An 18,925-nucleotide genomic window follows, 5' to 3' on the forward strand; every position below is an offset into this window, starting at 1 on the left:
GTCTTCTATAATGTATTTACATTATTTAAATCCTCGAATGCCTTTTTAAGACGGTTCTTAAAGGTAATTTCCCCTTCTCGTAACCATTTTCTAGGATCGTAATACTTTTTATTAGGTTCTTCTGATCCATCAGGATTACCAATTTGTGTCTTCAGATATTCAATATTATTGGTCATATAATCACGAATACCTTCATTAAATGCAAATTGCAGATCAGTGTCAATATTCATTTTAATAACTCCGTATCCAATTGCTTCTCTTATTTCTTCAATAGTAGAGCCGCTTCCTCCGTGAAATACAAAATCGATGTGGTTATGTTCGACTTTATATTTTTCTGAAATAAACTCTTGAGAGTTTTTAAGTATTTTAGGTGTTAACTTTACATTACCTGGTTTGTATACACCATGAACATTACCAAAGGCTGCTGCTACAGTAAATTTATCACTTACTTTACTTAATTCTTCGTAGGCGTAGGCAACTTCTTCTGGTTGAGTATATAGCTTAGAATCATCTACATCACTATTATCTACACCATCTTCTTCACCACCAGTGATTCCTAGTTCGATTTCTAAGGTCATACCCATTTTGCTCATACGAGCCAAATATGCTGCACAGATTTCGATGTTTTCTTCGATTGGTTCTTCAGATAAATCAATCATATGAGAACTGTACAATGGTTTTCCGGTTTCTTTGTAAAATTCTTCTCCGGCATCTAATAGGCCATCGATCCAAGGAAGTAGTTTTTTTGCACAGTGGTCAGTATGCAAAATTACGGGTACTCCATAGGCTTCAGCCATTAAATGTACATGTTTGGCACCTGCAACTGCTCCTGCGATTGCTGCCTTTTGGTTTTCATTAGAGAGGCCTTTTCCAGCATTAAACTGTGCTCCTCCGTTAGAGAATTGAATAATTACAGGAGAATTTAACTCTGCAGCAGTTTCTAAAACGGCATTAATCGAATTAGAACCGATTACATTAACTGCAGGTAATGCAAAAGCTTTCTCTTTTGCATATTTAAAAATTGCCTGAACTTCGTCTCCTACGGCAACTCCTGGTTTGATGTTGTGACTCATAATTTAGTTTTGGTTTATAAGGCTACAAAAATAGTAAAATTATACGGAAACCGATAGGATTAAAATAATCATTAAAACGGGTAGAGTTGTGGTTGTTTTAATTATTATGGATTATTGATTTTTCTCAAAAATAAGATATATAAATGTTTTGATGTTCGAATTAAGCTATCTGATATGATGAATGGCTAAAAAGGATAATTAATTCCAAAATTATAAACTGCTTCAGAGAAGTTATACCCTTTAAACCACCTTTTATTTTGATCGTTGGCTGGATTAAAAGTTTTAAATCCTATGTCAAGTCTTAAAACGAAGAAATTAAAATCATATCGAAACCCGAAACCACTTCCTAGAGCAATTTCCCGTACATCATCTAATTCTGAAAAGATAGCATCTTCTTCTTCTACATTGTCCAAAACATTCCAAATGTTTCCGGCATCAACAAATAATGCTCCATGTAATGACCCTAGAATCTTGTATCGGTACTCTGCATTTAGTGCAATTTTCATATTAGCTTCATTAAACTCATCTCTTCCGCCTGTACTTCCTGGTCCCAGATCATATACTAACCACGCTCTGTTATCATTAGGCCCACCACCAAAGAAACTTCGTGCAAAAGGTATACTATTAGAATTACCGTAGGGAAGTGCAATTCCTCCAAAAGCTCTAAAGGCAACTACACTTTTTCTTCCTAAATCCCAATGTTTTATATAATCCAATTCTGTTTTTGCATATTGAGAAAATTCTACACCAAATACCTCAAAACGTTTGTTAGAATTTTCTTTTAATCCGGATATATTTGAAATTGCACTTAATACATTGCCTGCTAACTCGATTTTTGCTCTAAATCTTGAGTAGCTTTCATCATAAAGATTTTCTCTATTGTTTTTTGTGTAGGTATAACTCGAAGCAAAGATTAAATTGTCTTCGGTTAATCTTACCTTTCTTTCATTGATATTTCGAATCTCTTGTAATTGATCTGATGTTAGATCAGAATCTGCTGCAGAGCTTAAAGATTCTGCTATAAATCCATTTGCTCCACTAGGTATATGTAATATGGCATTATCTATATTTGGAGTACCGGTATCTGGTTGAGAAAAGAATGGAGAATCTACCTCAAGAACTCTTGTAGCAATATTATTAAGCCTGTTAAATGAAGTGTTATAAATGTTAAAATAATTACTAGTGTTTAAGTTTCTAACGTATTGTATATTAATAAGATCAAATTGATTGGTTAGGATATTGCTGGGTTTCCATCGATAATTAAATACTCCTGTAGCATTTTGTTTGTCAAGACCAATATTTTGCTGAACATTCATTCCGAAAATAAGATTGGTGGTTGGTGACATGTGTTTTGGAATAATTTTATTGGTTCTAAGTGGGAAAAGTATTTTTGGAAATGATAGTTTTATATCTGCTCCTACTTCAGATATATTAAAGAATTTTTGACCACCATCTATTGCATCACTAGAAGAACCAATACTTCCTCGAGCCGAGATCTCTAAGATTTCGGCACCTCCAAAAACATTTCGTATCAAAAGAGATCCCCCAAAACCTATTCCGAAGGCTTGAATATTTGATGTCGATACATCAAAATCTATATTTGTACTGTATTTTTTTCTTGGGGTTAATAAAATATTAGCAACAAGGTTTTCTCCAGATGAATCATTGGGATCAATCTCATAATTTATGTTAGGGTATTTAAATGTTCTTAAGTTATTAATTTGGTTATAAGTATTTGTACGGTCTTTATCTCTAAAAATCTCGCCAGGGGTGATAAGAACAGAATTTGTAATTGCCTTACGGGTGTATTTTATTTTGTCATACCCATAGATGTTATATCCTTTGTAAAAAGTGCTATCCTTGGGGTTTTGATTTCGATTTTGATATGAATAATCGGTAAAAATATTCACTTTACTTATTTTATGAACCTTAAAGGGAATTCTGGCAGTAGAATCTCCATAGGTAATAGAACGATTCTTTATGAGTAAATTTAGATTTACCTTGTGACCTGTGTTAATTGTATCGGCATCAAATTTTATAAATTCTTTTTCAAAGTGATAGAGTCCAGAATTTCGGTATAATGATGTTAGTCTTTCTCGTTCTGCCTCTATATCCAGAGTTTTGTATTGTTTTCCTGAAATGATTGTAGATTTTTCAGTATTAAGTTGGTAAATAGAGTCCGCAACCTTGGATTCTATTCTAGTGTTAAGCGAATCAATAAAATAGGGTTGGTGCGGTTTTACATAATAATCTACCGTTGCGGTTTTATTATCTTTTGTATTAATTTTATAATCTGCTTCAATATTAAACCAGCCGTTATTCCAATAATAAGCTTGTAATCTTTTTATAGAGCGTTTTACTTTTGATTCGTCAATAATTGAAGGAGGCTCTCCTGTACTTTTAAGCCATTCATTAATACGTGATAATCCTACACCTAATCTATCTACTTGCTTTTTTGAAAGAAACTTGATGATTCGTTTTTCTCGTTTAGGTTTTCTTGTTAGCCAATCTTGATATAAAGAATCTTGATTTACACTGGCTAAATTATATATGTGAAGCCTAATAGGGATTCCTAATAGTTTAATATTGGGTTTTTGATATAATTGATTGTATAGTTTTGGGTTCTTAGTTTTAGCACTATCAACATAAATTTGATTTTTTTTCAAAAGATATTCACTCTCGGGAACTCTCTTTACCGCATTACACGAAAATAAAAAGATGCTAGTTAAAGTAATTAATAATATTTTTGTCAGAAAGTGTTTCAACCTGTATTCATTCATTGATTCAAAAATACACTATTTGTATGGTTAGCAAAAACCAAAAGAAACTAATAAAGAGTTTATATCAAAAAAAGTACCGAAAACAACATGGATTGTTTGTTGCAGAAGGTAAAAAAGTGATTAGGGAGTTACTTGAAGCTAATCTTAAGCTTCATTCTCTCTTTACATTAGAGGTAGGAATCTTTGATGTTTCTACGACCTTAGAGTATGGTATTACAGAGGAGGAGTTAAAACAGATTAGTTTTTTGACTACCCCACAAGTTGCATTGGCAGTATTTCATATCTCTGAAGTGAAAAAAACAAGCTCAAGCGGATTGATTTTGGCATTAGATGATGTTAGAGACCCTGGTAATTTAGGGACTATAATTCGTCTTTGTGACTGGTTTGGGATACAAGATTTGGTGTGTTCTTTGCAAACTGTAGATTGTTATAACCCCAAAGTGATACAAGCTACAATGGGATCCATTACAAGAGTAAATATTAGTTATATGAATTTAATGGAATTTTTAACTTTAGAAACATCAAATTCTAGGATTTTTGGCACTTTTATGAATGGAGACTCTATTTATACCGAGAAATTACCCAAAGATGCTATTGTTATAATGGGTAATGAAGCAAATGGAATTTCTGAAGATATCCAGAGCCTTGTTAAAGATAGGATAACGATTCCGCAATTTGGATCAGATCAAAAGACAGAAAGCCTTAATGTTGCTACCGCAACAGCTATTGTGCTTAGTGAATTTAGAAGGTCTTAACTAAGTAAAATTATTGAAACGTGAAATTTATAAAAATCCCTCTTGTCGACATTTTGTCAATAGTCGAAGTATAGGGACTATTAGGATCATTATCTTTTACCAATTCATCAGACATAGCAAAAACTCCTCTAATAGATGGAGTAAATTTGAAATACTGTAAATATAAATCTATACCAAAACCAATTTCATAATAATTAGTGTTGGTTTTCATTCTAAATTGCCCTACACTATTATCATCAGGATTATCTTCGTTACTAGATAAGTTTATAGAGGTAGAAACGCCTCCAACAATAAAAGGCTTAATATTATTGATTCTTTTGGTCGATATTTTTAACAATAACGGCACATGAACATATGTTGATTTAACCTCTCGTACAGATTCAAAATCAGAAGTGAATTGAGGATTCGAAAATCTTAGATTTCGAGTATTAAAAGTAACCATAGGTTCTAATCTAAGATCAAAATAATCATTTAACCTCAGATTCCCTAAAAGACCTACACTAAAACCTATAGATTCGTCATGTATAATATCGGTTTCTGGGGCATCAGTTTTATAATCAAAATTAAAATCATAAAGGTTAAATCCAAGAATATAGCCATAACTGAATCTTGGCTTATCAAAGTTTTGAAGGTTTTGTACCTTTTCTTTAGAAAATAACTGGGCACTCATGTTTTGAGTACATATTATAACAACTATTAAGATAAATATTCTTTTCATCTAAATTAAAATTAACCTTTTAATGGTTTAACCCTCTCATTTATTATGGTGCTACTATTTTGTAGCTGTGTAAATTGTAGCGACACCAAAAGTTTGTGGGCTATCTTTGACTTCTATAAACCCGATTTTTTTCAAAATATTGTTGAAGGCTTCTCCATAAGGAAAAGCGGCAGCACTTTCGCTTAGATAAGAATAAGCAGATTTATCCTTTGAGAATAACCTGCCGACAAGCGGTAGTATTGTTGTCGAATAAAACTTGTATCCTTGTTTATATGGGGTTTTGGTAGGAATAGAAGTTTCTAAAACTACAAAAATCCCTCCGGGTTTAAGAACTCTAAATACCTCTGAAAGTCCTTTTTCTAAATTTTCAAAATTTCGTACCCCAAAAGCTACGGTTATCGCATCAAAATAATTTTCATCATAAGGAAGGTTTTCACTATCTCCTTGTACCATATTAATAATGGTGTCTAATTTTTTTATTGCAATCTTTTGCCTTCCAACTTCTAACATTCCTGTAGAAATATCAAGACCAATGATTTCTGATGCCCCTGTTTTTGATAGATTTATAGCCAGATCACCAGTTCCCGTAGCAACATCCAAAATTCTTTTAGGATTTGTTTTGCTAACAAGTTTCACTACTTTTTTGCGCCATTTTACATCAATGCCAAAAGAGATAACACGATTTAATCCGTCATAATTCTCTGAAATAGTATCAAACATCTCGGCGACCTGCTCTTTTTTAGACCGGGTCTTATCTTTATATGGAGTTATTTTTTCTGACATTAAAAAAAATTTAGGCAAATATACATTTTTGATATTGAACTAATCCTGAGTTTTGTTGTTTAAGCAAAAAAATGTGATTTTGCTCCATAATAAAGGTTTTGTAAGCAATGATTTTTGATTACAGAATGATAAAAAATACGATCAGAAATATCAGAATTGAAGTTGGAGATCATCAAATTTTACCAGTTAGTCAATTTACATTATCTTTGTACGCTTTTATATTCTAAGACATTACTTCTTGTTATTTTGAAGTGTAGTATTTAGTCTTAGTTTGATTTTATCTTTAGATGGAAAACAATAAACAAAACCAATGAAAATCATAATCGCCGGAGCTGGTGAGGTAGGATTTCATTTGGCGAAATTACTCTCGTTTGAATCCCAGGACATTACTCTTATAGATACAGATAAGGAATGTCTTAATTATGCGGATACTCACCTTGATATTAGAGTTATTAAAGGAGATTCGACTTCAATTGCTATTTTAAAAGAAGCAAGAGTAGATAATGTAGATATGGTAATTAGTGTTACCTCTAGCGAAACGACCAATATTACAATATGTGTATTGGCAAAACAACTTGGAGCTAAACGTACAATTGCCAGGATTTCGAATACAGAGTTCATAGAAAATAAAGAAGAAGTAGGGTTTATTAAATTTGGTATTGATGAGCTTATTTCTCCAGAGGCCTTGGCAGCTAGTGAAATAGAATTACTGCTTAGTCAATCCGCATTTCACGGGAGTTACGAATTTGAGAATGGTGCGCTAACGATGGTAGGAACAACCTTATCTAAAGAAGCATTATTTGTTGGTAAAACGGTAAGACAAGCAGCAGAGGTTTTTCCAGAGTTACACTTTATGCCTATCGCAATTCAACGCTCAGGAACTCAATATACATTAATTCCTAGAGGAGATACTACTTTTAAAGAAGGAGATCAAGTCTATTTTGTGACTTCTAAAGGTGGAGTAGAAGAGTTGTATAAGTTAACCGGAAAAGTTAAAGAACAAATCAAGAATGTAATGATTCTTGGTGGGAGTAAGATTGGTTATAAGACTTCTCGCGACCTTTGTGATCACAAATTTAGAGTAAAACTAATCGAGAAAGATAGAGAGAAATCTTTTGATCTTGCCGATGAATTACCTAATGCTTTAATTATTAATGGTGATGGACGAAATGTAGAATTACTACAAGAAGAAGGTATAGATGGGATGGATGCTTTTATAGCGGTGACAGGTAATTCTGAGACCAATATAATGTCTTGTCTGGTAGCTAAATCTAAGGGAGTGAGAAAAACTATTGCATTAGTAGAAAACATGGATTATTTTCAGCTGTCTCATTCTATAGGTATAGATACCTTAATTAATAAGAAACTTCTGGCTGCAAACAATATTTTTAGATTTATTAGAAAAGGTGAGGTTGTAGCAATGACCAAACTTAATAATATGAATGCCGAGCTGTTAGAGTTTATTGTTAAATCTTCTTCAGAAGTAAGTGATAATTTAATCAAAGATTTAGATTTTCCGCGTTCTGCCATAATTGCTGGAGTTATTAGAGATGAAGAAGGAATGATCCCACTGGGAGATTTTTATATTCAGGCCGGAGACCGGGTAGTGGTATGTTGTTTGCCAAAATCTATTAAGAAAATAGAAAAGCTTTTCCTTTAAGATGTACAGATTAAACTATAAGATTATCTCACATATCATGGGGCTGTTGTTACTCTGTAACGGCGGGTTTATGCTAATCGCCACTGGTATTAGTTTTATCTATAAAGATGGAGTTACTTTAGAGATCATGATGGCATCACTGGCTACGATGTTTATTGGGATTATCTTAATGTTTTTAACGAGAGAACATCAAAAAGAAATCAATAAACGAGAAGGGTATATTGTTGTAACTTTTGGCTGGATATTTATGTCTCTTAGCGGAACCTTACCTTACTTATTCTCGGGAGCAATACCATCTTTTACTAATGCTTTTTTTGAAACCATGTCGGGATATACTACCACAGGTGCGTCTATTCTTAATGAAATAGAGATTATCCCTAAAGGAGTTTTGTTTTGGCGCAGTTTAACGCATTGGATTGGAGGCATGGGAATTATTGTATTGGCCATTGCTATTTTACCTTTGTTAGGGATAGGAGGGATGCAACTATTTGCTGCAGAGGCACCTGGGCCAAGTGCAGATAAATTACACCCTAGAATTACAGATACTGCAAAACGATTATGGTTGATCTATTTTGGATATACCGTTGCAGAAACTATTCTTTTAAAACTGGCAGGGATGAATTTCTTTGATGCAATAAACCATGCATTAAGTACATTGTCTACAGGAGGGTTTTCTACTAAAAATGCAAGTGTTGCCTATTGGAACGATCAACCGCTAATACAATATATCATCATACTGTTTATGTTTTTGGCAGGAATGAATTTTGTACTTAGCTATTTTGGATTTAAAGGCAAGGTTCAAAAAATTATAAGAGATGAAGAATTTAAATTTTATGCCCTTTCTGTTATCATATTTACAGCAATAGCTACTCTTGTAATATATAGTAAAGCAGATATGTCTATTTCCTCTATTGATCATCCAATGGTGTGGGGAGAAGCAGAAAGTGCTTTTCGTCATGCACTATTTCAAGTACTTGCAGTAATTACTACTACAGGTTTTGTAAGTGCAGATTTTACAATGTGGACATCATTTTTAACAGTTTTTTTCTTCGGGATTATGTTCCTGGGCGGTTCTGCCGGATCTACCTCGGGAGGTATTAAAGTAGTGCGACATTTAATAACTATTAAAAATGGGATTTTAGAATTTAAAAGAACACTGCATCCCAGAGCAATATTACCAGTAAGATATAATAGAAGATCTGTCTCTAAGGAAATTGTATTTAATATATTGGCATTTTTTATCTTATATATGCTTTCTTTTATTATTGGTTCTGTGGTTTTAGGTGCATTAGGATTAGATTTTGAAACTGCAATTGGTGGAGCAGCTTCTTCTCTAGGTAATGTTGGCCCTGCTTTTGGTAAACTTAGTCCGGTAAATAACTTCGATGTACTACCAGCCTTTGGGAAATGGTGGTGCTGCTTCCTTATGTTAATAGGAAGGTTAGAACTCTTTACAGTGCTGATACTTCTTACCCCGTTTTTCTGGAGAAATAGGTAATTTAGTTTATTGCATTTGCCACTCCCAGGTTGCAGAAGAATTTGGTACTATAGCCCATAACTCAGCAACTTTTTTGATAGTGTCTTTTACAGTTCCCTTTATGCTTTTTAGCTCTCCATCTTCAATTAGAAAAATATCTAATATTGATTCGTAAAATCTAATGTAGTTAGCGCTAAACTCTTTTTCGGGTTTGATGTTTAAGATTTCATCATCTGTGTGAGTGACGTCAAAGTTTTCTTTAAAGATTTCAAGGACATTTTTTTTGACGATACGTTCCTTTTCTAGAGTATCCATAACAATTGGTTTTAAGTTGGTTCTTTTTGAATACTTGTTTTTTGTAAAACTAATATTCGGGATATGGCAAAAGTATAACTCTAATTTCGTTTATTTAGTATAGAAGGCAGTTTTAAAAATTGTAAAATAAGGTTAAAATTTACTTAACGTTTGCTAAAAAAATATGCCAATACCTTATTTTATAGGCATTGGCATATTTATAAAAAGTTAAAACCGGTTACATTATTAACTCACGGCTTCTTTAATTCTTTTGATCGCTTCTTTGATTTCTTCTGTACTGGCAGCATATGATATTCTAATACAATTACTATTTCCAAAAGCAATACCCGTTACTGTGGCAACGTTAGCTTCTTCTAATAAGAACATTGAAAAATCTGTAGCATTTTCGATGGCATGTCCTTGTAATGTTTTACCAAAGTAATATGAAATGTCAGGAAAAACATAAAATGCTCCTTCTGGTTCATTACATTCGAACCCAGGAATTTCAGATAACAGGCCTAGTATTAGTTTTCTTCGCTCTTTAAACTCATCAACCATATACTGGATTTTACTAACCGGAGCTTCAAGAGCAGTAATTACAGCACGTTGGGCAATACAATTCGCTCCACTAGTTACCTGACCCTGCATTTTATTACATGCTCGGGCGATAGAAGCAGGTGCTCCAATATATCCTATTCGCCATCCTGTCATGGCAAAAGCTTTAGCAACCCCATTAACAGTTACTGTTCTGTTATACATGTCTTCAAATTGAGCCATAGAAGCATGACCGCCAACATAATTAATATGCTCATATATTTCATCACTTACTACAATGATATTAGGATATTTCTGTAGTACGTCTGCCAATGCTCTTAATTCTTCTTTGCTATAAATAGATCCGCTTGGGTTACAAGGAGAACTATACCATAGCATTTTGGTTTTTGGTGTAATCGCTTTTTCGAGCTGTTCGGCGGTTATTTTAAAATCCGTATCAATAGAAGTTTTTACTTCTACAGGAACTCCTCCAGAAAGTTTTATAATATCACTGTAACTTACCCAGTAAGGACATGGTAGAATCACTTCATCTCCTGGGTTAATGTATACTTGGGCAACATTATAAAGAGATTGTTTTGCTCCAGTAGAAACAACTATTTGAGAATGATCATAAGTAAGACCATTATCACGTTTAAATTTAGTAATAATTGCATCTTTCAGCGCTACGTATCCATCAACTGGTGTGTATGAATTGTAGTTGTCATTTACAGCTTGTATAGCAGCTTCTTTAATAAAATCCGGAGTGTTAAAATCTGGTTCTCCAAGACTAAGACCGATAATATCCTTCCCTTCGGCTCTTAGTTCACGTGCTTTTGCAGCCATTGCTAATGTAGCTGATGCTTTAAGCGCATTGATTTTGTCTGATAATTGTATGCTCATTTCTGATACTTGTGTGCTCATTTTATCTGGTAAATAAAAATTATGATTGTATGGCAGGCTTCATCCCCATTTCTTTAAGGTGTTTAAAATGGGCTATAATAGCTTTGCGTGTGGTTTTGTACTCGTTATATGGTAAATTAAACTCTAAAGCTGTTTGTTTTACAATTTTAGAGATTTTAGTATAATGAATATGGCTTATATGAGGGAAAATGTGGTGTTCTACCTGATGATTTAAACCGCCAGTAAACCAATTTACTAACCTGTTTTTTGTAGAAAAATTAACTGTAGTAAATAATTGATGTACGGCCCAGGTGTTTTTCATGGTTCCTGTACTATCGGGTACTGGCATTTGTGCTTCTTCTACCATATGTGCTAATTGAAATACTACACTTAATATTAATCCTGCAACATAATGCATTATAAAAAATCCTATTAAGATTTTCCACCATGCGATAGACATAATGATCATAGGAATTACAATCCAGATCAAAAGATAAATAATTTTGGTTATTACTACAGTACTCCATTGTTTTAATGGGCTAGGTAATTTACCGTAAGAAAGCTTACGGGCAAGATAGTTTTTAGTTTGCTTAAAATCTGTGGTCAACGCCCAGTTAAAAGTTAGTAAACCATAAAGAAATATAGAGTAATAATGCTGAAACTTATGAAAACGTCTCCATTTTGAATGTTTTGTAAAACGAATTACCCGACCAGCATCCATATCTTCATCATGGCCATGGATATTCGTATATGTATGGTGTAAAACATTATGTTGTACCTGCCAGTTATAAACATTACCTGCCAGGATATACATACTGCCTCCCATTAGCTTATTGATCCATTTTTTTGAGGAGTATGAACCGTGATTGCCATCATGCATCACATTCATACCCACGCCAGCCATTCCTACTCCCATTACTATAGTAAGTAGTAGCATCCACCATTGTGAAATGTTAAGGGTAAGAATTAAAAAATAAGGAGTTAGAAAAAGAGAAAACATAACGATGGTTTTAATGTGTAATCGCCAGTTTCCTGTTCGTTTAATATTGTTGTCCTTAAAATATTGATTTACACGTTTATTCAATGTTTTAAAAAATTTAGCAGAATCTTCTCTGCTAAAACGTATGTTTGGTGCAGTCATGAGCATTGAGGTTTATGATCAAACGATATTTGTCATAATTATATTGGGTAAAGTTAGGTATTTAAATTTTTTTAAGTTCCTAAAAAGAAGTAAAATATCTCATCTTAAGGTGTATTTTTGTGCTTTAATTACTATTTGATGGATATTCTACAAAAATACTTTCAGAACATAACTGAAGAACAAAGATTACAGTTCTCTAAACTTGGAGATTTATATACAGAATGGAATGCTAAAATTAATGTGATCTCTCGTAAAGACATAGAATTGTTATACGAACGACATATTTTACATTCTTTAGGAATCGCGAAAATTCTAGAGTTTAAACCGGGGACATATGTGCTGGATGTGGGAACAGGAGGAGGTTTTCCTGGGATTCCGTTAGCGATTTTATTTCCCGAGACTCAGTTTTATTTGGTTGATGTCATTGCCAAAAAGATCAAAGTGGTCAATGAAGTGGCAAAAGCATTAGATTTACATAATGTTAAAGCAGAGCAGCGAAGAGCAGGTACTTTTGACCATCGTTTTGATTTTATAGTAAGCCGTGCAGTAACTAATATGCCTGATTTTGTAAAGTGGGTACGAAAAAATATTGCCAAAAAAAACAATCACGAATTACAAAACGGGATTTTATACCTTAAAGGAGGTGATCTTACCGAGGAACTAGCTTTGTTTCCTAAAGCAATACAACACAATCTTTCTGATTATTTTGAAGAGGAATTTTTTGAAACAAAAAAAGTGGTGTATTTACCGCTAAAGTATAAAGTATAAAGAAAAAGGAGTTTTAAACGAATCAAAAACTCCTTTTTTGACAATTGTTTTGACTATTTATATATTAATAATCTGTATAGCCTACTTCACCAGGAGTGTAGAAAGTATCCATGATAGGTTGGGTTAAAGCAATGTTGTTTTTTAATTTTTCAATAAGATTTGGATTTGATATGTATGGTCTTCCTATATAAGCAAGATCACTTCCTTTATCCAATACAACTTGGGCTTCTTCTGCAGTATTTATATTTCCTCCTGTGATAATTGTTCCTTTAAAAATATTCTTAAGTGTCGTAACAATATCTGTAGGGAAATCTGGAGCTCCCATACCGCGATGATCTACGATGTGAATATATGCTATATTAAGTTTTGATAACTCTGCTGCTAAGTAGCTATACATTTCTACTAAATCATCATATGTATCTTGCATATCGTTAAAAACACCATAAGGAGAGATTCGTATACCTATTTTATTTGCGCCAATGGCATCAATGGTTCTTTGTGTTAATTCTAATAAGAAACGAGCTCTGTTTTTATAAGAACCTCCATACTCGTCGTTACGAACATTAGATGCTGGATTTAAAAATTGATCAAGTAAGTAACCATTTGCACTATGAAGCTCTATTCCGTCGATCCCTGCTGATACTAAATCAGTTGCTGCTTGTATGTATTCGTTTTGAGTTTTTTGTATTTGTTCTATAGACATAGCTTCAGGAATGGCATAAGGACTAATCCCTGATAAGTCGGTGTGAATTTCTCCGCTTAGTTGTATGCTTGATGGAGCTATAGCTTTTTCGCCTTCAGGTAAGTTTGGAGTTGCAGAAGCTCTACCGCAATGCATTAATTGCACAAAAATTTTACTGTCTTTGCTATGTACTCTTGAGGCAATATTTTTCCATCCTTCAATTTGGGTATCGGTAAAAGCTCCGGGAATTCTTGCGTACCCTAACCCATTAGGAGATGGCGAAGTTCCTTCGGTTATAATTAAGCCAGCATCAGAACGTTGTTCATAATACAATGCCATAATATCATTTGGGATGTTTTTGATTGCTCTATTGCGAGTCATAGGAGCCATTACAATACGGTTTTTTAAAGTAATTGAACCTAAAGAATATGGTTGAAAAATTTTCATTTTGTATGTTTTTTATATTAAAAGTTTATAAAAGTAATTATTAATAGTTTCTAAAAGAAACATTTGTATTTTTGTATTCTAAAAAAATGGTAACCTCGATGTAACTAATGGGGTTGTTTAACTAAAAATTAAGAATTATGAGTAGAAAATTAATTCATAATCCAAATCATTGTCCAATGATTCACGCAACGAATATTATAGGAAATAAATGGGCACCCATTATTATTTATGTTTTAGGAGAGCGTAAGTTAAGATTTGGGCAATTAGCGGTTTTTGTAGAAGGAATTAGCAGAAAAGTGTTAACAGAACAACTTAAAGAATTAGAACAAAAAGAGGTTGTGAAGCGCGAATCATTTGCAGAAGTCCCGCCCAGAGTCGAGTATTCTTTAACAGAATGGGGAAAAGAATTATTACCTATATTAAGTCAATTGTGTACTTGGGGGTCTGGTATTAGTACTGGTAGAGAAGATGAAAAAAATATTGAAATACAAAAGAAGGTTTGATTTATTCCTTTAGATTAACCCGCATCTCAATAAGATGTTTTTTAAAACCAACTTTTTCATAAGCTCGTATAGCTCTTGGGTTTTGATCATAAACCGTAAGACGTATTTCTTCTAGATTTTTACTTGCAAACCAATCACATAGGTATTTTATGATTTCCTGGCTAACACCTTTTCCTCTATGTTGGTCTTTTACATACATAAAACCGATATAGCCCAATTGTTTTTGTTTGAAGAAGTTTTTTCGGTCACGTATTTGGCCATAGCCGCTTCCAACAATTTCTCCTTCAATCTCGGCAACAACAACCTCTGTGTGATCAGATAAGATATAATCCTTAACACTATAATAGCTTATTTTTTTATCCTGTATTAATGTAGGATCCATTGGGCGCTCTGCTTCAATAATTTTTTGTTCAAAATCCAAAAGAATAGGTAGATCTTCTATTATAGCTGTTCTTATAATCATACTAGATTGCAATAAATTACTTTTTTTGTTTTGAGCAAAAGATACATGTATTATTTTAAATCTACCAATTTGGGGTTTCGGCAAGAGGCCTGTAATCTTCAGTCCAGTTTTTTTCTCCTACTTTTTTTAATCCTAATTTAGCAATCCAATAAGGTAATTTTGAAAGTTTTTCGCGCTTTTGATTGCGTGTTCTGGTCCAATCTATACGATTACTCCTATTTTTTGAAAATGTAGAGGCCATAGTGCTCCAATCGTTATTTTTTAATAAGCCAGATAATACAATAGCATCCTCAAGAGCTAAAGCGCCACCTTGTGCCATAAAAGGGGGCATCCCGTGGGCTGCATCTCCTATAAGAACAACCCTGCCACTACCCATAACTGGTAGTTTAGGAAGCTCTTCCAGATCATTCCAATAGGCATGATCAGGATTCCAGTCGTTAAGAATTTCGGGAACCGGAGAGGCAAATTTTTTAAAAGGCTCCATGTATTGCTTTTTGTCAAATGTTTTAAAACCTTTTGTTTTTCTATTTACGTAACAATATGCCGAATTCTCATCGACAGGGATGATGAGAAATTGCCCTACAGAATTTATAAATAAAGTCCAGGAATTGATATCTTTTGGCTTTTTAATAATAAAACGACATACTTGTGCGGTTACTTTTCTTAATGGGATATCTCCCAAAACTAGATTTCGGGTTTTAGAGTATAGTCCATCTGCACCGATAACCAGGTCATACTCTTCTTTAGAGCCATTTGATAGTTCTATTGCTACAGAATTTGGGTTTGCTTTTAAATTCTTAATAGTAGTGTTAAAAGAGATATCAATAGTATTTAATCCATCAATAAGAATGTCATGAAGTACTTTTCTTTTTATGCCTAGGCATGGTTTTTCTCTTCCCCATATTTTTTCGAGATCCAAATCGAGTATTGCTTTTGCTTTGGCGTTCTTTATATTACGATAATCTATAATAAATCCTTTCTCTCTTGCAGTAGCTGCAAGTCCTATTTTGTCTAAAGCAACAACTCCGTTAGAAGGTAAATATAATCCGGTTCCGGATATTTGCCACTCAGGTTGTTTTTCAATTATCTTGATGTAATACCCTTGATTTTGAAGTACTCTTGCAGTTGCAAGGCCGGCAATACCTCCTCCAGAAATTACTATTTTTTTCATATTAAGTTGGTGTGTGATTTTGAGTAAATTTAGAGGTTTTAAGTGGTATGCCCAAACAAAAAAAAGTGCCATTTGGCACTTTTTTGTATCTATAATTTATTGAGATTATTCTCCTAAAAATGGGTATCTATAATCTGCTGGAGAAACAAATGTTTCCTTGATCATACGAGGTGATACCCAACGTAATAAGTTGAGGTACGAACCTGCTTTATCATTTGTTCCCGAAGCTCTGGCTCCACCAAAAGGTTGTTGCCCAACAACTGCTCCTGTACATTTGTCATTGATATAGAAGTTACCGGCACAGTTTTCTAATGCTTTAGTTGCTTCTGCAGCAGCATATCGATCTGTAGAAAAGATAGCTCCTGTAAGAGCATATTCACTTGTTCCATCAACCAGCTCTAATGTTTCAGCCCATTGATTGTCTTCATAAACATATATTGTAATAACAGGACCAAATAATTCTGTACACATTGTAGTGTATTTTGGATCTTTAGCTACTATTACAGTTGGCTCAATAAAATATCCTTTGGATTTATCATAATTACCACCAGCTATAATTTCTACATCAGCATCGGTCTTGGCTTGATCTATATATTTAGCCAGTTTGTCAAATGACCCTTCGTGTATCACTGCAGTAATAAAGTTACTCATGTCTTCTGGCGATCCCATTTTAAAAGAATTAACATCTTCTATGATGTGTTTCTTTACATCAGGCCATAAACTTTTTGGGATATAAGCTCTGGATGCGGCACTACATTTTTGTCCTTGAAACTCAAATGCTCCACGAGAAATACCTGTTGCAACTTGTTTTGCATTTGCACTAGGGTGAGCCATAATAAAATCCTTACCACCAGTTTCTCCTACAATTCTTGGGTAGGTTTTATAATTATGAATATTAGTTCCGATTTTTGCCCAGATATCTTTAAATACGTGAGTACTTCCTGTAAAATGTATTCCTGCAAAATCAGGACTGGCTAATACAGTATCTGTAATCATGACAGGATCTCCATATACTACATTGATCACACCATCTGGTACACCAGCTTCTTTAAAAATATCTACAATAACTTTTGCAGAATAGATCTGACTATCACTTGGTTTCCATACTACAGTATTTCCCATTAGTGCGGCACTGGCAGGAAGATTTCCTGAAATCGCAGTGAAGTTAAAAGGAGTAATTGCATATACAAATCCTTCTAATGGTCTGTATTCTAATCTGTTCCAGGCAGCAGATGTAGAATCTGGCTGATCTTCATATATCTGAGTCATATATTCTACGTTAAAACGTAAGAAATCTATAAACTCACATGCAGCATCAATTTCTGCCTGAAAAATATTTTTAGACTGCGCAAGCATAGTAGCTGCATTAATCTTTGCACGGTATGGTCCTGCAATAAGTTCTGCGGCTCTTAAAAATACAGCAGCACGTTGTTCCCATGCTAAGTCAGCCCATTGTTTACGCGCTTCAAGTGCAGTATCAATTGCTTTTTGAATGTGTTGTTTTTCTGCCTTATGATAGGTCCCTAAAATATGCTGATGATCGTGTGGAGGCACCATTGTAGAAGTGTCTCCAGTTCTTATTTCTTCACCATTAATATATAAAGGTACGTCTACAGTAGTGTTGTACATTGCTGCATAAGTTGCCAGAACTTCTTCTCTTTCCGGTGTACCGGGAGCGTAAGACTTTATTGGCTCATTTAACGCAGTAGGAACTTGAAAAAAACCTTTTCCCATGATGTAATGTGTTAATTTAAATTAGTAAGATGTATTTATCTAATGAATTTTGTTATTTAAGATAGCAAAGATAGAAAATTATATAGGCTAAAATCTATTTTAACCTTTTATACCAAAAAAATCTGTAAAATGCTCGAATTCATATTTTCTTCTTCATGTTTTTGTGGTTGTGTTGATCTTTTGTGTTGCAGGTTTTTTAGAGTAATCATAGGGTGTTGTAAAGAGTTACTTCTTCATTTGGTATCTAAAGATATAGAGTAAGTATTTTTTTTGTAAGTTGTGAGATATTTAGCCGACCCAAAACTTATGTGTACAGTTACCTTAGTCCCAACTCAAGAAAATAATTTTATACTAACCTCTAATCGTGATGAGGCCGTAAATCGAAAAACGCTATTTCCTGAATTTTATCAGGTAAATAAAACCAGGATGCTATTTCCTAAAGATGCCGTTGCTGGTGGTACCTGGATTGGTGTTAGTGATAAAAATACTATGATTTGCTTGCTTAATGGCGGGTTCGAAATCCATGAAAGATCGTCGTCATACAGGCAGAGTAGAGGAGTTGTTGTGAGAGATTTATTGGGAGCCGATGATTTAGAGAAGGCAATTCATGCATATAATTATAAAGGGATAGAGCCTTTTACAATTGTAGCTGCAAATTGGCAATCTGATCTTTTGCTTTTTGAACTGGTTTGGGATGGACAACAAAAACATCTTAGGAGATTAGAAAAGAAAACCCATATATGGTCGTCTTCTACTTTGTATACTAAAGATATGAAAGCAACACGTAGAAAGTGGTTTGCTGCTCATGAAAACCAGAATGGGCTAACTCCGATGACACTTTTAGATTTTCATAAAAATGCCGGAATAGGAGATAAAGATGTTGATCTTCAGATAGATAGGGGATTTTTGAAAACCAGAAGTATTACTCAAGTTGTAAAGAATGAAGAAGAACTTTCTATGCGATACGAAAATCTGCAAAATAAAGAAGTAAGCACTGTTGTTTTTGAAGCTATAACAGCTTAAGAAAACTATCTAAATTTAT

General features: G+C 33.7%; 17 protein-coding genes. 6 read left to right on the plus strand and 11 right to left on the minus strand.

Annotated features, from left to right (window positions below; all coding sequences use genetic code 11):
• Positions 1–5: 5 nt before the first annotated feature.
• Positions 6–1,073, minus strand: coding sequence for a class II fructose-bisphosphate aldolase (gene fbaA / locus DK441_RS16465; protein WP_109851671.1), 1,068 nt, complete (start codon positions 1,071–1,073; stop codon positions 6–8).
• A gap of 185 nt (positions 1,074–1,258) precedes the next feature.
• Complete coding sequence (locus tag DK441_RS16470; protein WP_370444324.1) at positions 1,259–3,739, minus strand: BamA/TamA family outer membrane protein; 2,481 nt, start codon at positions 3,737–3,739, stop codon at positions 1,259–1,261.
• 137 nt (positions 3,740–3,876) lie between these two features.
• On the opposite strand from DK441_RS16470, the gene DK441_RS16475 reads away from it, so the two are divergent.
• Positions 3,877–4,608, plus strand: coding sequence for an RNA methyltransferase (locus DK441_RS16475; RefSeq protein ID WP_109851672.1), 732 nt, complete (start codon positions 3,877–3,879; stop codon positions 4,606–4,608).
• A 10-nt stretch (positions 4,609–4,618) separates the two neighbouring features.
• On the opposite strand, the gene DK441_RS16480 is transcribed toward DK441_RS16475, so the two are convergent.
• Complete coding sequence (locus tag DK441_RS16480; RefSeq protein ID WP_109851673.1) at positions 4,619–5,326, minus strand: porin family protein; 708 nt, start codon at positions 5,324–5,326, stop codon at positions 4,619–4,621.
• Between the two features lie 54 nt (positions 5,327–5,380).
• Positions 5,381–6,109: a bifunctional demethylmenaquinone methyltransferase/2-methoxy-6-polyprenyl-1,4-benzoquinol methylase UbiE gene (gene ubiE / locus DK441_RS16485; RefSeq protein WP_109851674.1), complete on the minus strand. Its 729-nt coding sequence runs from the start codon at positions 6,107–6,109 to the stop codon at positions 5,381–5,383.
• A gap of 310 nt (positions 6,110–6,419) precedes the next feature.
• Between ubiE and trkA the strand changes: the two genes are divergently transcribed.
• Together trkA and DK441_RS16495 are read left to right on the plus strand one after the other, a co-directional pair.
• Entirely contained in the window at positions 6,420–7,769 is a 1,350-nt protein-coding gene (gene trkA / locus DK441_RS16490) for a Trk system potassium transporter TrkA (protein WP_025664990.1), read from the plus strand.
• 1 nt (position 7,770) lies between these two features.
• Positions 7,771–9,267 (plus strand): TrkH family potassium uptake protein, encoded by a 1,497-nt coding sequence (locus DK441_RS16495; protein ID WP_109851675.1) that lies wholly within the window; start codon positions 7,771–7,773, stop codon positions 9,265–9,267.
• A 6-nt stretch (positions 9,268–9,273) separates the two neighbouring features.
• Here DK441_RS16495 and DK441_RS16500 read toward each other — a convergent pair whose 3' ends face one another.
• The 3 genes from DK441_RS16500 to DK441_RS16510 form a co-directional block, all read right to left on the minus strand.
• A complete protein-coding gene (locus DK441_RS16500) occupies positions 9,274–9,561 on the minus strand; it encodes a hypothetical protein (protein ID WP_109851676.1) in 288 nt (95 codons plus the stop codon).
• A gap of 225 nt (positions 9,562–9,786) precedes the next feature.
• Positions 9,787–10,974 (minus strand): pyridoxal phosphate-dependent aminotransferase, encoded by a 1,188-nt coding sequence (locus DK441_RS16505; RefSeq protein ID WP_109853545.1) that lies wholly within the window; start codon positions 10,972–10,974, stop codon positions 9,787–9,789.
• Positions 10,975–11,014: 40 nt separating this feature from the next.
• Positions 11,015–12,115 (minus strand): acyl-CoA desaturase, encoded by a 1,101-nt coding sequence (locus DK441_RS16510; RefSeq protein ID WP_074408403.1) that lies wholly within the window; start codon positions 12,113–12,115, stop codon positions 11,015–11,017.
• 138 nt (positions 12,116–12,253) lie between these two features.
• Here DK441_RS16510 and rsmG point away from each other — a divergent pair, with 138 nt between their 5' ends.
• Positions 12,254–12,883, plus strand: a complete 630-nt coding sequence (rsmG, locus tag DK441_RS16515) for a 16S rRNA (guanine(527)-N(7))-methyltransferase RsmG (RefSeq protein WP_109851677.1) — start codon at positions 12,254–12,256, stop codon at positions 12,881–12,883.
• Between the two features lie 64 nt (positions 12,884–12,947).
• On the opposite strand, the gene DK441_RS16520 is transcribed toward rsmG, so the two are convergent.
• Positions 12,948–14,012, minus strand: a complete 1,065-nt coding sequence (locus tag DK441_RS16520; protein ID WP_109851678.1) for an alkene reductase — start codon at positions 14,010–14,012, stop codon at positions 12,948–12,950.
• A 137-nt stretch (positions 14,013–14,149) separates the two neighbouring features.
• Here DK441_RS16520 and DK441_RS16525 point away from each other — a divergent pair, with 137 nt between their 5' ends.
• Positions 14,150–14,515 (plus strand): helix-turn-helix domain-containing protein, encoded by a 366-nt coding sequence (locus DK441_RS16525; protein ID WP_109851679.1) that lies wholly within the window; start codon positions 14,150–14,152, stop codon positions 14,513–14,515.
• 1 nt (position 14,516) lies between these two features.
• On the opposite strand, the gene DK441_RS16530 is transcribed toward DK441_RS16525, so the two are convergent.
• The 3 genes from DK441_RS16530 to pruA form a co-directional block, all read right to left on the minus strand.
• A complete protein-coding gene (locus DK441_RS16530; protein WP_109853546.1) occupies positions 14,517–14,978 on the minus strand; it encodes a GNAT family N-acetyltransferase in 462 nt (153 codons plus the stop codon).
• 61 nt (positions 14,979–15,039) lie between these two features.
• The gene (locus DK441_RS16535; RefSeq protein ID WP_160112133.1) at positions 15,040–16,149 is read right to left on the minus strand and encodes an FAD-dependent monooxygenase; all 1,110 of its coding nucleotides are present in this window, start codon (positions 16,147–16,149) and stop codon (positions 15,040–15,042) included.
• Positions 16,150–16,254: 105 nt separating this feature from the next.
• On the minus strand, positions 16,255–17,883 hold the full coding sequence (gene pruA, locus DK441_RS16540) for an L-glutamate gamma-semialdehyde dehydrogenase (RefSeq protein WP_109851681.1): 1,629 nt from the start codon (positions 17,881–17,883) through the stop codon (positions 16,255–16,257).
• Positions 17,884–18,189: 306 nt separating this feature from the next.
• Between pruA and DK441_RS16545 the strand changes: the two genes are divergently transcribed.
• Complete coding sequence (locus DK441_RS16545; protein ID WP_109851682.1) at positions 18,190–18,906, plus strand: NRDE family protein; 717 nt, start codon at positions 18,190–18,192, stop codon at positions 18,904–18,906.
• Positions 18,907–18,925: the final 19 nt, after the last annotated feature.

It is taken from the genome of Aquimarina sp. AU58 (assembly GCF_900312745.1).
GTDB lineage: Bacteria > Bacteroidota > Bacteroidia > Flavobacteriales > Flavobacteriaceae > Aquimarina > Aquimarina spinulae.

Excerpts from the sequence above, each read along its gene's own strand:
- fbaA (WP_109851671.1), bottom strand. The coding sequence starts at position 1,073 with ATGAGTCACAACATCAAACCAGGAGTTGCCGTAGGAGACGAAGTTCAG.
- DK441_RS16475 (WP_109851672.1), top strand. The coding sequence starts at position 3,877 with ATGGTTAGCAAAAACCAAAAGAAACTAATAAAGAGTTTATATCAAAAA.
- DK441_RS16480 (WP_109851673.1), bottom strand. The coding sequence starts at position 5,326 with ATGAAAAGAATATTTATCTTAATAGTTGTTATAATATGTACTCAAAAC.
- ubiE (WP_109851674.1), bottom strand. The coding sequence starts at position 6,109 with ATGTCAGAAAAAATAACTCCATATAAAGATAAGACCCGGTCTAAAAAA.
- trkA (WP_025664990.1), top strand. The coding sequence starts at position 6,420 with ATGAAAATCATAATCGCCGGAGCTGGTGAGGTAGGATTTCATTTGGCG.
- DK441_RS16495 (WP_109851675.1), top strand. The coding sequence starts at position 7,771 with ATGTACAGATTAAACTATAAGATTATCTCACATATCATGGGGCTGTTG.
- DK441_RS16500 (WP_109851676.1), bottom strand. The coding sequence starts at position 9,561 with ATGGATACTCTAGAAAAGGAACGTATCGTCAAAAAAAATGTCCTTGAA.
- DK441_RS16505 (WP_109853545.1), bottom strand. The coding sequence starts at position 10,974 with ATGAGCATACAATTATCAGACAAAATCAATGCGCTTAAAGCATCAGCT.
- DK441_RS16510 (WP_074408403.1), bottom strand. The coding sequence starts at position 12,115 with ATGACTGCACCAAACATACGTTTTAGCAGAGAAGATTCTGCTAAATTT.
- rsmG (WP_109851677.1), top strand. The coding sequence starts at position 12,254 with ATGGATATTCTACAAAAATACTTTCAGAACATAACTGAAGAACAAAGA.
- DK441_RS16520 (WP_109851678.1), bottom strand. The coding sequence starts at position 14,012 with ATGAAAATTTTTCAACCATATTCTTTAGGTTCAATTACTTTAAAAAAC.
- DK441_RS16525 (WP_109851679.1), top strand. The coding sequence starts at position 14,150 with ATGAGTAGAAAATTAATTCATAATCCAAATCATTGTCCAATGATTCAC.
- DK441_RS16530 (WP_109853546.1), bottom strand. The coding sequence starts at position 14,978 with ATGATTATAAGAACAGCTATAATAGAAGATCTACCTATTCTTTTGGAT.
- DK441_RS16535 (WP_160112133.1), bottom strand. The coding sequence starts at position 16,149 with ATGAAAAAAATAGTAATTTCTGGAGGAGGTATTGCCGGCCTTGCAACT.
- pruA (WP_109851681.1), bottom strand. The coding sequence starts at position 17,883 with ATGGGAAAAGGTTTTTTTCAAGTTCCTACTGCGTTAAATGAGCCAATA.
- DK441_RS16545 (WP_109851682.1), top strand. The coding sequence starts at position 18,190 with ATGTGTACAGTTACCTTAGTCCCAACTCAAGAAAATAATTTTATACTA.